The sequence below is a fragment of the Vibrio sp. WZ-1 genome, assembly GCF_052037695.1.
Classification (GTDB): domain Bacteria; phylum Pseudomonadota; class Gammaproteobacteria; order Enterobacterales; family Vibrionaceae; genus Vibrio.
In genome coordinates this window covers 1-12,213 of the sequence record NZ_JBQEQR010000066.1, presented here as the reverse complement: position 1 = coordinate 12,213, position 12,213 = coordinate 1, and the positions used below count along the sequence as shown (strand labels likewise).

Annotated in this window: 11 protein-coding genes; 7 read left to right on the top strand and 4 right to left on the bottom strand. The window is 42.7% G+C overall.

What is annotated here, in order from left to right; translation table 11 throughout:
- The first annotated feature begins 5 nt into the window (after positions 1–5).
- From ACTS60_RS08270 to ACTS60_RS08255, 4 genes are all read left to right on the top strand, one after another.
- Positions 6–554: a sugar transferase gene (locus tag ACTS60_RS08270; protein WP_005496908.1), complete on the top strand. Its 549-nt coding sequence runs from the start codon at positions 6–8 to the stop codon at positions 552–554.
- 160 nt (positions 555–714) lie between these two features.
- Positions 715–2,664: a polysaccharide biosynthesis protein gene (locus ACTS60_RS08265; protein WP_069508736.1), complete on the top strand. Its 1,950-nt coding sequence runs from the start codon at positions 715–717 to the stop codon at positions 2,662–2,664.
- A 157-nt stretch (positions 2,665–2,821) separates the two neighbouring features.
- On the top strand, positions 2,822–3,988 hold the full coding sequence (locus ACTS60_RS08260) for a nucleotide sugar dehydrogenase (RefSeq protein WP_188015419.1): 1,167 nt from the start codon (positions 2,822–2,824) through the stop codon (positions 3,986–3,988).
- A gap of 68 nt (positions 3,989–4,056) precedes the next feature.
- On the top strand, positions 4,057–5,061 hold the full coding sequence (locus ACTS60_RS08255; protein WP_440887856.1) for an NAD-dependent epimerase: 1,005 nt from the start codon (positions 4,057–4,059) through the stop codon (positions 5,059–5,061).
- 29 nt (positions 5,062–5,090) lie between these two features.
- On the opposite strand, the gene ACTS60_RS08250 is transcribed toward ACTS60_RS08255, so the two are convergent.
- Both ACTS60_RS08250 and tpiA read right to left on the bottom strand, forming a co-directional pair.
- Entirely contained in the window at positions 5,091–6,440 is a 1,350-nt protein-coding gene (locus ACTS60_RS08250; RefSeq protein WP_440887855.1) for an MBL fold metallo-hydrolase RNA specificity domain-containing protein, read from the bottom strand.
- A 1,099-nt stretch (positions 6,441–7,539) separates the two neighbouring features.
- On the bottom strand, positions 7,540–8,310 hold the full coding sequence (gene tpiA / locus ACTS60_RS08245; protein ID WP_005428123.1) for a triose-phosphate isomerase: 771 nt from the start codon (positions 8,308–8,310) through the stop codon (positions 7,540–7,542).
- 271 nt (positions 8,311–8,581) lie between these two features.
- Here tpiA and ACTS60_RS08240 point away from each other — a divergent pair, with 271 nt between their 5' ends.
- The 3 genes from ACTS60_RS08240 (at position 8,582) to ACTS60_RS08230 (ending at position 10,426) form a co-directional block, all read left to right on the top strand.
- Positions 8,582–8,929 (top strand): 5-carboxymethyl-2-hydroxymuconate Delta-isomerase, encoded by a 348-nt coding sequence (locus tag ACTS60_RS08240; RefSeq protein ID WP_440887854.1) that lies wholly within the window; start codon positions 8,582–8,584, stop codon positions 8,927–8,929.
- Positions 8,930–8,994: 65 nt separating this feature from the next.
- Positions 8,995–9,417 (top strand): DUF805 domain-containing protein, encoded by a 423-nt coding sequence (locus tag ACTS60_RS08235; protein ID WP_440887853.1) that lies wholly within the window; start codon positions 8,995–8,997, stop codon positions 9,415–9,417.
- A 718-nt stretch (positions 9,418–10,135) separates the two neighbouring features.
- Positions 10,136–10,426 (top strand): GIY-YIG nuclease family protein, encoded by a 291-nt coding sequence (locus ACTS60_RS08230; RefSeq protein WP_440887959.1) that lies wholly within the window; start codon positions 10,136–10,138, stop codon positions 10,424–10,426.
- Here the strand turns inward: ACTS60_RS08230 and ACTS60_RS08225 are convergent.
- Positions 10,420–10,764 (bottom strand): DUF3135 domain-containing protein, encoded by a 345-nt coding sequence (locus ACTS60_RS08225; protein ID WP_440887852.1) that lies wholly within the window; start codon positions 10,762–10,764, stop codon positions 10,420–10,422. The genes ACTS60_RS08230 and ACTS60_RS08225 overlap by 7 nt on opposite strands.
- Before the next feature lie 132 nt (positions 10,765–10,896).
- The gene (locus tag ACTS60_RS08220) at positions 10,897–11,511 is read right to left on the bottom strand and encodes a helix-turn-helix transcriptional regulator (protein ID WP_440887851.1); all 615 of its coding nucleotides are present in this window, start codon (positions 11,509–11,511) and stop codon (positions 10,897–10,899) included.
- Positions 11,512–12,213 lie beyond the last annotated feature (702 nt).

The following is a 12,213-nucleotide window of genomic DNA, read 5'->3' as shown; positions in this document are numbered from 1 at the left end:
AAGTAATGATTCGTTTTATTGATTTTTTTGCAGCTTTTTTTGGGTTGCTTTTTTTATGGCCGGTACTTCTTATCGTTATCATTATTGGTTTCTTTGACACAGGCTCCCCGATTTTTGTGCAAGAGCGCGTTGGGCGCAATAAAAAACCATTTAAGTTGGTTAAGTTTCGTACTATGTCGGTAGATACTCAATCGGTAGCGAGCCATTTAGCGAGCAACGCATCTATTACTAAGCTTGGTTTTTTTCTGCGCAAGACAAAGATTGATGAATTACCGCAGCTCATTAATGTTTTGAAAGGTGAAATGAGTCTTGTGGGACCTCGTCCAAACTTGTTTAACCAGCACGAACTGATCATTGAGCGCGACGCGCTTGGTGTTTATGATGTGCTACCGGGAGTCACCGGACTGGCTCAAGTTCAAAATATCGACATGTCCACACCAAGTTTATTAGCAAAAACTGATAAAAAAATGATCGATACATTAACACTAAAAGATTATTTCAAGTATATCATGATGACCGCAACAGGGAGTGGTTCTGGTGATGCGGTAAAGTAGGAAGCAGAAAAGTGCTATGATGGAGCGGTGGCAGCCGTTCTTTTGCGTTTTATTGTATCTATCTCTTACTATTCGCGTTCGCCTCTATTCCGGTGAGAGTTCTGTTTTCGTGTTAAACTAATGCATGCTATCTCCGATAAAACCACACACAAGAATTATTATGCAACGTCTACAATTTATATGGCAACTTTCTCGAACTAACAAAAGAATTGTTAGTGTATTGATCGATATCATATTGATCTTTATGGCTTTTCATTTGGCAATCCTAGTTCGTTCTGGAGAAACCAACTATTTCACTTATCCTGAAGTTTGGGGAATTCAAATTGGGGTAACAGTAGTTACGATCGCTGTTTTTGCTCGATTGGGACTTTACAGAGCAGTTCTCCGCTACTTAACCTTTCAAGCGTTATTTGTTGTAACTGCTGGAGCTGTTATTTCTGCTACGCTTGTTGCTGCTCTTAGTTTCTATATGAGCGACCCTTTTCCAAGAACAGTTCCTATCATCTATGGTGCATTTCTTGCTCTTTTCTGTGGGGGACCCCGTGTCATAGTTCGTTCTTTGATTGCTCAAAGCTATTCAACGCACAGTAAAGAGGTTCTCATTTATGGTGCAGGATCTGGGGGGCGACAATTGGCGATGGCATTAAGAAGTAGTGGAGACTATCGCGTAAGAGCATTTATTGATGGTGACTCAACTCTTTGCAATACGATGATCTTAGGGTTGCCTGTTATTGCTATTGAAGACGCAATGCCCCTCATAAATAAATATGATGTTTCTCAAGTCTTACTCGCAGTGCCAAGTGCTAAACGTTCACGTCGTAAGGTTATTCTGGACGAATTAGCTAAGTTACCTGTTGAAGTACTCACGGTCCCTGATATGACAGATATTGTGTCAGGTAAAGCTAAAATTGATGAGCTTAAGGACGTCGCGATTGAGGATTTACTTGGGCGAGATCCAGTAGCGCCTCAACAAGTGTTGCTAGAAGCGAATATCAAAGACAAAGTGGTTATGGTGACAGGTGCTGGTGGTTCTATTGGCTCTGAATTGTGTCGTCAAATTGTGGAGCAGTCACCTAAGTCTATTATTTTATTTGAGTTGTCTGAATTTGGTCTGTATCAGATTGATCGCGAACTAAATCAACTTAAAATTGAAAAAGGGCTAACTTGCGACATTATTCCTTTGTTGGGATCTGTTCAGCGTCAACATCGTCTAGAAACGACAATGTCTTCTTTTAAAGTTCAAACGGTATATCACGCTGCAGCATATAAACACGTTCCATTAGTCGAATTTAACGTAATTGAGGGTGTGCGTAATAATATCTATGGGACTTATTATACTGCGTGCGCCGCGATTAAAGCCGGTGTTGAATCATTTGTATTAATCTCTACAGATAAAGCCGTCCGTCCTACTAACGTGATGGGGACCACTAAACGAATGGCAGAACTTGGTTTACAGGCTCTTGCTGATCAAGAAAATGCAAAACCAAATGGCACTCGATTCTGCATGGTACGATTTGGCAACGTCCTCGGCTCTTCAGGCTCCGTGATTCCTGTGTTTAAACAGCAAATCGCATCAGGCGGGCCAGTAACCGTGACTCACCCAGAGATCACTCGTTTCTTCATGACCATTCCTGAAGCTGCACAGCTAGTTATTCAAGCTGGAGCAATGGGTAAAGGAGGCGATGTATTTGTTTTAGACATGGGTGAGTCAGTAAAAATTACAGACTTAGCAAGTAATCTCATTCAGTTATCTGGTCTTGAAGTAAAATCTGAAGTTAACCCTCATGGTGATATCGAGATTCAATTCTCAGGACTTCGTCCTGGTGAAAAGCTTTATGAAGAACTACTCATTGGTGACAATGTAAAGCAGACGGCGCATGAACGAATCATGACGGCTCATGAGGTGCATTTACCTCTGGAAGAATACGACCTATTGTTGAATGAACTTGATTTTGCCTGTCATAGTATGGATCACGAAAACATTCGTACATTACTATTGAGTGCTCCAACAGGCTTTAATCCTACAGATGGTATTGGCGACTTAGTTTGGAACCATAACCAATCTGAAGTTGATTATTCAGACTCTATAAAATTTATGAGTCAATCTTGAACTCTGAACTTAGGTAAGTTTGTTGAACAATTAAATAGAATTTAAGGACAGCCGAGCTCCTTCTGTTAGGTTATTCTACTTATTGTGGAAGTCGTTGTCCTCGCTCATTTTTTTGCATTTTGGTATCCTCTGCCAAAAATAAATGAAGGATTAATCCATGAAAATCGCAGTTGCTGGGACTGGCTATGTAGGGCTTTCTAACGCTATGCTGTTAGCCCAGAATCACGAGGTGATCGCTCTAGACATCATTTCTGAGAAGGTTGACTTACTTAACCAGCGCAAGTCGCCGATTGTTGATACTGAAATTGAACACTTTTTGGCGCACAAAGAGTTAAATTTTGTTGCGACTACGGATAAGGAAAAGGCTTATTTATCTGCAGATTATGTTGTGATTGCAACGCCTACTGATTATGACCCTCAAACTAATTACTTTAATACATCTTCTGTTGAAGCCGTGATTAAAGATGTTATGTCAATTAACCCTGAAGCAGTTATGGTGATTAAGTCAACTGTTCCTGTTGGCTATACCGCTCGAATTAAGGAAGAATTGGGGTGTGAGAATGTCATCTTCTCACCTGAGTTCTTGCGAGAGGGCAAAGCGCTTTATGATAACCTTCACCCTTCACGTATTATTGTTGGTGAACGCAGTGAACGTGCAGAAGTATTTGCGAACTTGCTGGTGGAAGGGGCAGTAAAAGAAGATATTCAAGTTCTATTTACTGACTCTACAGAAGCTGAAGCAGTAAAACTCTTCTCGAATACCTATCTTGCTATGCGTGTTGCGTACTTTAATGAGCTGGATTCTTACGCAGAAGCTCACGGTTTAGATACTCGTCAGATCATTGAAGGTGTTGGTTTAGATCCTCGCATTGGTAATCATTACAACAACCCATCTTTCGGCTACGGCGGCTACTGCTTACCAAAAGATACCAAACAGCTTTTAGCAAACTATCAAGAAGTTCCAAACAATATTATTGGTGCTATCGTTGATGCTAACCGTACACGAAAAGACTTTATTGCAGATTCGATCATTAAACGCCAGCCAAAAGTAGTAGGCGTATATCGTTTGATCATGAAAGCTGGGTCAGACAACTTTCGTGCGTCTTCAATTCAAGGCATTATGAAGCGTATTAAAGCAAAGGGTATAGAAGTTGTCGTTTATGAACCTGTGCTTCAAGATGCTGAGTTTTTCCATTCACGTGTTGTGAAAGATCTGAATGAATTCAAAAAATGCTCGGATGTGATTGTTTCCAACCGCATGGTGGAAGAGTTAGCAGACGTAGCTGAAAAAGTTTATACACGCGATCTATTTGGTAGTGACTAACCTCACACTTGATTAAGTTAAGCCAGTCTTATTTGATTGGCTTTTGTTTCTTTAGGAATCGGTTAATTATGAAATACTTAGTAACTGGTGCTGCTGGTTTTATTGGTAGTGCAACAGCAGAGAAGCTTAATGCTGCAGGGCATGAAGTTGTTGGTATCGATAATCTAAATGATTACTACGATGTAAGTTTGAAACATGCTCGACTCGCTCGTATTGAAAATTCACTGTTTAAATTTGTAAGTGTAGATATCGCGGATCGCGAAGCGATGGAGAAGCTGTTTGCAATTGAGAAGTTTGATCGCGTTATCCACCTGGCTGCCCAAGCTGGAGTACGTTATTCACTAGAAAACCCACATGCTTATGCTGACTCAAACTTGGTCGGACACCTAAATATTCTTGAGGGATGCCGTCAAAACAAAGTAAGCCATCTGGTATATGCATCTTCGAGCTCTGTGTATGGTCTTAATGCAAAAGTTCCTTTTGCCACTTCAGATAGTGTTGACCATCCAGTATCACTTTATGCGGCAACGAAAAAGTCTAACGAGTTAATGGCTCATAGCTATTCTCATTTATATGACATCCCAACAACAGGTTTGCGCTTTTTCACTGTGTATGGTTCTTGGGGGCGTCCGGACATGGCCCCATTTATTTTCACTAAGAAAATTCTTGATGGCGATACTATCGATATCAACAATAATGGTGATATGTGGAGAGACTTTACCCATGTAGATGATATTGTTGAAGGTGTAGTCCGTATTGCAGACGTCTTACCTGCTCGAAATGAAAGCTGGACTGTAGAATCTGGAACTCCAGCAAGCAGTTCTGCTCCATATTCTGTTTATAACATTGGTCATGGCTCTCCTATCAACTTGATGGACTTCGTTAAAGCGATTGAAGATGAGCTTGGTATTGAAGCGAAGAAAAACTTCCGCGAAATGCAGCCTGGGGATGTTTATCAAACTTACGCTGATACAGAAGATCTATTTACCGCTACTGGTTACAAACCAAAAGTAACAGTTAAAGAAGGCGTTGCTGAGTTTGTTTCTTGGTATAAAGAGTTTTATAACAAGTAGTAAATAAAGGGGTGAGAGCCCCTTTATTGTCAATAAATTACCTCAATCCCCTCTGCTTCCAACTTCTCTCCTAACTCTTTTTTTGCTTCTTTCTCTCCATGTATCAAATGCACGGCTTTTGGTTGTGCTGGAATACCAGTAACAAACTTCAATAAATCGCTTTGGTCCGCGTGTGCAGAATATCCAGAGATGGTATGGATCTGTGCATTGGCTTCGATTAGTTGGTTATCGATATCCACCGTGTGGCTGCCTGATTGGATTTCTCGCCCTAAGGTTCCTTGCGCTTGATAGCCCGCAAACAACACATCATTTCTTTCGTCTGGTAAGAGTGCTTTTAAGTAATTGACGATTCTTCCTCCTTCGCACATACCGGATGCCGCGACGACAATCGCAGGCTCATCGGTGGAGGCTAGTCGATTCACTAATGCTTGATGTTCTCTATGGCTTTCCACAGTAATGCATTGTTCAAAGGCGAGGGGATGACGATGATTGTTGAGCTTTTGCTTTGCTTCTTTTCCCCACAATTTTTTGAAACGGCGGTAGGTTTTAGTGACTTTTTTTGCAAGCGGTGAGTCTAGGATTATAGGTAAAGAAGATGATAAGTCGCGTTGGTGGATCAGTTGTTCAATGTCGAACAGCAGTTCCTGTGTACGTCCTACGCTGAAAGCCGGGATCAGAATTACGCCACCGTCTTGCAGTGCGTGATCGATAATGGTGTTCAAGCGCTCAGTTCGAGTGGCAATGTCTTCATGCTCTTTGTTACCGTATGTGGACTCTATGAACAAATAGTCGGCACGCTTTGGCGGCTTTGGATCGGGTAAGAGCGGGGTATTGGACGGACCTAGATCGCCCGAAAATACAATGACTTCATTATTGGGGAGTTTGAATTCTACGTAAGCAGAACCAAGAATGTGTCCTGCAGGTTGAAAGCGTAGGTAACATTGTTTGCCAAGTGGCAGCCATTGTTGGTAGTCATGGGGTTTTAGCTGTTTTTTAATGACATTGAGGACTTGTTGACGCTGATGGAAGTTCAAACCTAGTTGCAGTTTGAGCCCATCTTCTAGCATCAATGGGACCAGTTCTGCGGTCGCTTTAGTGCAGTAAATGGGGCCTTTAAATCCAGCAGCAAGTAACCAAGGTAGGCGTCCAATATGGTCGATATGAGCATGAGTCAGGACTAATGCTTTGATGTGCTTAACCGGAAACTCAATATCCAATGATGCCCTGCGGTTGCCAAAATGGATGTCTTTGCCTTGAAAGAGTCCGCAATCGATCAAGATGCTGCCGTGTGGCAGTTGCAATTCATGACAAGAGCCAGTGACGGTATGTTTCCCGCCATGGTGAATCACACTGGCGATGTCTGATATTGGGGTTGTCATGTCGATTGCTCCTCCTTGAACAAGCATAGGTAACTATAAATCCAGAGGGCAGGGTAAGTGAATAGAGTTGGTTGATTGAATGGAATTGAGTGGGAATGACTGGAAGTGCGATTAGGTTCTTTGTTTTGATGTAAGGCGTTTTTCGTTACTTAACTTTCGGTTTTACACATGTGGTAATTAGATTCCTGATGTCGCTCAGGCTCCTCGGAATGACGGATGTCTTTTGGGTATGTCTGTTGTTTGGGTGCTTTGAGTTGGGGCGTGAGGTGAGTAGATTTCTGATGTCGCTTGGTCTCCTCGGAATGACGGATGTCTTTTGGGTATGTCTGTAGTTTGGTGGGTTTAAGTTTGGCGCGTGTGGTGACTAGATTCCTGATGTCGCTTGGGCTTCTCGGAATGACGGGATGCTTTTGGGGATGTCTGTTGTTTGGGTGCTTTGAGTTGGGGCGTGGGGAGAGTAGATTCCTGATATCGCTTGGGTTACTCGGAATGACGGGATACTTGTGGGATATGTCTGTAGTTTTGCTGGTTTGATTTGGTCGCGTGTGGTGAGTCGATTCCAGATGTCGCTTGGGTTCCTCGGAATGACGAGATGCTTGTGGGTATGTCTGTGGTTTTGCTGGTTTGATTTGGTCGTGTGTGGTAATTAGATTCCTGATGTCGCCTGGGCTCCTCGGAATGACGGATTTCTTTTAAGTTACGTCTGTTGTTTGGTGGGCTTAAGTTTGGCGCGTGTGATGAGTAGATTCCTGGTGTCGCTTGGGCTCCTCGGAATGGCGGGATTCTCATAGGATATGTCTATTGTTTTGCTGGTTTGATTTGGGCGCGTGTGGTGACTAGATTCCTGATGTCGCTTGGGCTCCTCGGAATGACGGGATGCTTGTGGGTATGTTTGTTGTTTGGTGGGTTTAAGTTTGGCGCATGTGGTGAGTAGATTCCTGATGTCTGTGGTTTTGCTGGTTTGATTTGGTCGTGTGTGGTGATTAGATTCCTGATGTCGCTCGGGCTCCTCGGAATGACAAAACTCATTAGATCGTAGGCAAACAAAAAGGGATGCGTGATGCATCCCTTTGTTATTTCTGCTTAATAAAAAGCGAAATTAAGCTTTAGCTGCTGCCGCTGCTTTAGCGATAGCTACGAAGCTCTTAGCGTCTAGAGAAGCGCCGCCAACTAGAGCACCGTCGATGTCTGGTTGTGAGAAGTAAGCTTCAGCGTTTTCTGGCTTAACAGAACCGCCGTATTGGATGATTACTTGTGCTGCAACTGCTTCGTCTTTCGCTGCGATTAGTGCGCGGATAGAAGCGTGGATGCGTTGTGCATCTTCAGCTGTTGCTGCTTTACCAGTACCGATAGCCCAGATTGGTTCGTAAGCGATGATTGCGCCGTTTAGAGCTTCAACACCGTAAGTGTCGATAACTGCGTTGATTTGACGTGCACATACTGCTTCAGTTTCGCCAGCTTCGTTTTGAGCTTCAGATTCACCGATACAGAAAACAGGCGTTAGACCGTTTTCTTTTAGGAAGTTGAATTTCTTCGCGATGAACTCGTCAGATTCGTTGTGGTATTCACGACGCTCTGAGTGGCCGATGATGATGTGAGAAGCACCGAAGTCTTTCAGCATTTCTGGAGACATGTCGCCAGTGAAAGCACCGCTGTTGTTTAGGTCAGTATTTTGTGCACCTAGGATAACTTTGTTACCGCCTTCTGCGATTACGCGCTCAGCAAGGTCGATGTAAAGAGCTGGTGGAGCTACTGCTACGTCAACACCTTCAACGCCTTCAAGCTCAGCGTTAATACCAGTTAGTAGCTCAGTTACCATTGCTTTGCTACCGTTTAGTTTCCAGTTACCCATCACTACAGGACGACGCATAGGAATATCTCCCTTATCTTTAATGTAAATAGTCTATTAATGTAAAAAATCTACGTAGGAATATAACAGAATAATGTGAACAGATCATGATTGGCGTCATGTCTTATTCGGCTTTCTTCATCTGGTCGGTGCTGCATTAGTTCTGTTATTTTTGTCAAAAGCAATCGATTGGTGATCGCGTAGACAGAATGATAGTCCATTCCTCGGAAAATGTGTCTTAGATTGGTATTACTGTGGGTTAAAAATTAGCCGTAATACGAAAGGAATCAAAATGCCAAACTTAGTTTTAGAATATTCCAACTCGGTCGATGAGCGTGTGAATGTCCAGGGATTATTAGAAGACTTACATAAACTCACGCTAGATAGCGGTCTGTTTGAGCCTGCATCGGTCAAATCACGCGCCTTACGTTGCCATAACTGGTTAGTTGGAGAAGAAGGCGATAGTGTCGATTTTATTCATATTAGCTTTGATTTGCTGGCTGGTAGAAATGCCGAGCAAAAACGTGAGCTCTCAAGAGCTTTGATGGTCGTTTTACAAGAGCAAGCGAGTCATGTACGCAGCTTGACGGTGAATGTTCGAGATATGGATATTGATTGTTTTCAGAAGGTGGTAAATTAGCCACAAGATTTTTATTTAGTGCACCAACCTAAAGTGAGTGCACTTTCAATTAGTTGAGTGTGTTGATGTCGATTAAAGAGCTATTGTTTTCTTTCCAAGGGCGTATAGGCCGTAAAACGTATTGGATTTGGAATGTTATTTATTACATCCTGATTCTAGGTTTTGGCGCTGGCATTAGTAAGCTATTCCCAGCGTTTTCTTACATCTTATTGCCAGTTTTCTTAATGATTCTGCTGATTCCTGATTTGGCGATTACCACGAAACGCTGGCATGACCGTGGTAAGTCGATTTACTGGTTAGCGTTAAACATTCCTTTGATTATTGGACGAGTCGCAACGCCAATGACTAACCCAGCCGCGCAGGAAGCTTCAACACCACAAATGCTAATTGCTTCAGTATCACTGATCTGTGGTTTGTGGATTTTGATTGAGTGCGGTTTCTTGAAGGGTACTGCTGGTCAGAACAAATACGGTCCCGAGCCGGAGTAAGGTTCTTGGGTGTCGTACTCGTTGAAAGTAGATTCTTAGTCTCGCTGAGGCTCGCTAGAATGACGGATTTCTTTTACTTCATCGTGGGTTAAAGTAAATGTCATTCTGAGCAACGAGAAACGACAGTGGTTCAGAATTTACTGCTAGGTTGTACTGTAGCTTAAGTATGGATGCCAATAGCTTGCTGGAAGTAGATTCTTAGTCTCGCTAAGGCTCGCTAGAATGACGAATTTCTTTTACTTGATAGTGGGTTAAAGTAAAAGTCATTCTGCGCAACGAGAAACAAGAGTGGTTCAGACTTTACTGCTCGGTTGTACTGTAGCTTAAGTATGGATGCCAATAGCTTGCTGGAAGTAGATTCTTAGTCTCGCTGAGGCTCGCTAGAACGACGAATAACTTTTACTTAATAGTGGGTTAAAGTAAAAGTTATTCTGAACAGCGAGAAACGAAAGTGATTCAGAATCTACTGCTAGGTTGCACTGTAGCTTAAGTATGGATGCCAATAGCTTGCTGGAAGTAGATTCTTAGTCTCGCTGAGGCTCGCTAGAATGACGGATTTCTTTAACTTCATCGTGGGTTAAAGTAAAAGTTATTCTGAGCAGCGAGGGACGAGCGTGATTCAGAATCTACCCACCGAGCGCTCCGAATTTGAAGTAAACAGGCCGAACTAGTGAATTACAATGGAAAAGTAATAGTAGATCATTAAGGAGAACGAACTATCGACAAGGTACCTTGCGTCTACATCCTAACTTCAAACAACAACTCCGTTCTCTACATTGGTGTTACCAGTCAGTTACCACAAAGAATATGGCAGCATAAAAACGGCATAGTAGAAGGCTTTACCAAGAAATATAATGTCCACAAGCTCGTCTACTTTGAGTTGTTTGAAGACATGTCGACTGCAATTAGTCGTGAAAAACAACTGAAGCAATGGAAGCGAGAGTGGAAATTAGAATTAGTAAGAAAATCTAACCCTAACTTTCTCGATATATCCAGTAGTGTTCAGTAAAAATCACTGCGGCCTTTAAATGCGATTAGCTCAACTACATCTGCCTTTTGTGATGGCTCACCATCTCCCTCTAGTGCCTCTCTGAACTTCATCATTTGCTTCTGTAGTTCATTCATCAGGACGACGTTAGTGTGATTGGGGTTTTTACAATTATCAATCATACGATCAATGTGACTTTGCTGAGCCCATAGGCGCTCTTGCATTTCATTCGAAGCGGAGTCGATCATCTCTTTAGCCATATCATGACGAAACTGCTCAAAGGCTTCAGGATCCTTCTCTGCCATGCGAACCATTTCTTCGAAGGGCGGTAAGTGCTGAGTCTTAACTGTATTTGGCATAACGATACTTCCAATTCCATCTGGAACATTTTTAATGATAGTAAAGTAAGCGTAATTCAGTTCTATCTCTTGTATGTGGCAACGTAGAGTCTGTCTTAACTTTAAGACAGTATGCTGTTGAGGGAGTGATTTCTACTCATAGATACGATATACACAACGGCGTTGACCGTTGATGATGTGTTCTGTGCGCTCGATGGTGATGTGCTCACCAAGAAGAGATTGGAATACATTAAGCTCTGACGAGCACAAACTCGGGCAGCGGGTGGCGGCTTTACAGATAGGGCAGTGGTTTTCGATAAGAATAAAGCCGTGTTCATCTTGTTCAAGCTCTGCCATATATCCTTCTTGTTCACGAAGAGAGACAAGCGTTTTGAGTTTGTTTTCAAGAGGATCGTGTTGCTGGATGTATTGCTGGTAGTTTTGCTGGGTTAACTTTTCTCGTTCACTCGTCACTTTAACTAGGCCATCTTTGCCAAAGATATGCTCAACCGCTTCGATAAATTGAATCGTTAACTCGCCATGACGATCGGTAAACTGCTCGTGTCCTTTTTGCGTTAAAGACCAATGGCGAGTCGGGCGACCCACTTTTACTTTCATATCGTAAGTAGACAGTATTCCATCATCTTCTAACCCTTGTAGGTGCTGACGTGCCCCCATGGTTGTCATACCTAGTTCAGAAGAGAGTTGTTTTGCAGTGACAGAGCCGTCACGCTTAACGATTTGTAAAATTCTGTCTACGGTCTTCATATACCCACCATCTATAAAACAGTACATATTATGCGCGATAGGCTTAGTAAAGAAAAGTGTTGACTTAATTTGAGTGGGGATTTGTTGGGTCTATGTTTATACGCACAAATATATGTCGTCATTCAGAACAACGAGGAACGAGTTTGGTTCAGAATCTACATTCCAAACACTATAGAGGTGATAAGGCTCATGCCCCCCAGCGCGCTGATAATAGATCCTTAGTCTCGCTTGAGCTCGCTAGGATGACGAACTCTTTTGGTTTATAGCTCGCTAAAGTAATCGTCATTCTGTACAACGAGGAACGAACGTGATTCAGAATCTATCGTTCGCTTGTGCTTTGATTTAAGGTGAATGAGGAAGAGTTGGTGGGCGTTGTTACTAGATCCTTAGTCTCGCTGGAGCTCGCTAGGATGACGAACTCTTTTGGTCTAGAGCTCGCTAAAGTAACCGTCATTCTGAACAACGGGGAACGAGTGTGATTCAGAATCTATCGTCCGTTTGCGCTGTGGATTAAGGTGAGTGGGGAAGACTCGGGATTTGCTGTTGGGAGTTTCTTAGTCTCGCAGGAGCTCGCTAGGATGATGAACTCTTTTGGTTTTCAGCTTGCTAAAGTAACCGTCATTCTGAACAACGAGGAACGAGTGTGATTCAGAATCTATAGTCCGTTTGTGCTTTGATTTAAGGTGAATGAGGAAGAGTTGG

Coding starts and splice junctions, on each gene's coding strand:
- ACTS60_RS08270 (WP_005496908.1), top strand. CDS start 6: ATGATTCGTTTTATTGATTTTTTTGCAGCTTTTTTTGGGTTGCTTTTT.
- ACTS60_RS08265 (WP_069508736.1), top strand. CDS start 715: ATGCAACGTCTACAATTTATATGGCAACTTTCTCGAACTAACAAAAGA.
- ACTS60_RS08260 (WP_188015419.1), top strand. CDS start 2,822: ATGAAAATCGCAGTTGCTGGGACTGGCTATGTAGGGCTTTCTAACGCT.
- ACTS60_RS08255 (WP_440887856.1), top strand. CDS start 4,057: ATGAAATACTTAGTAACTGGTGCTGCTGGTTTTATTGGTAGTGCAACA.
- ACTS60_RS08250 (WP_440887855.1), bottom strand. CDS start 6,440: ATGACAACCCCAATATCAGACATCGCCAGTGTGATTCACCATGGCGGG.
- tpiA (WP_005428123.1), bottom strand. CDS start 8,310: ATGCGTCGTCCTGTAGTGATGGGTAACTGGAAACTAAACGGTAGCAAA.
- ACTS60_RS08240 (WP_440887854.1), top strand. CDS start 8,582: ATGCCAAACTTAGTTTTAGAATATTCCAACTCGGTCGATGAGCGTGTG.
- ACTS60_RS08235 (WP_440887853.1), top strand. CDS start 8,995: ATGTCGATTAAAGAGCTATTGTTTTCTTTCCAAGGGCGTATAGGCCGT.
- ACTS60_RS08225 (WP_440887852.1), bottom strand. CDS start 10,764: ATGCCAAATACAGTTAAGACTCAGCACTTACCGCCCTTCGAAGAAATG.
- ACTS60_RS08220 (WP_440887851.1), bottom strand. CDS start 11,511: ATGAAGACCGTAGACAGAATTTTACAAATCGTTAAGCGTGACGGCTCT.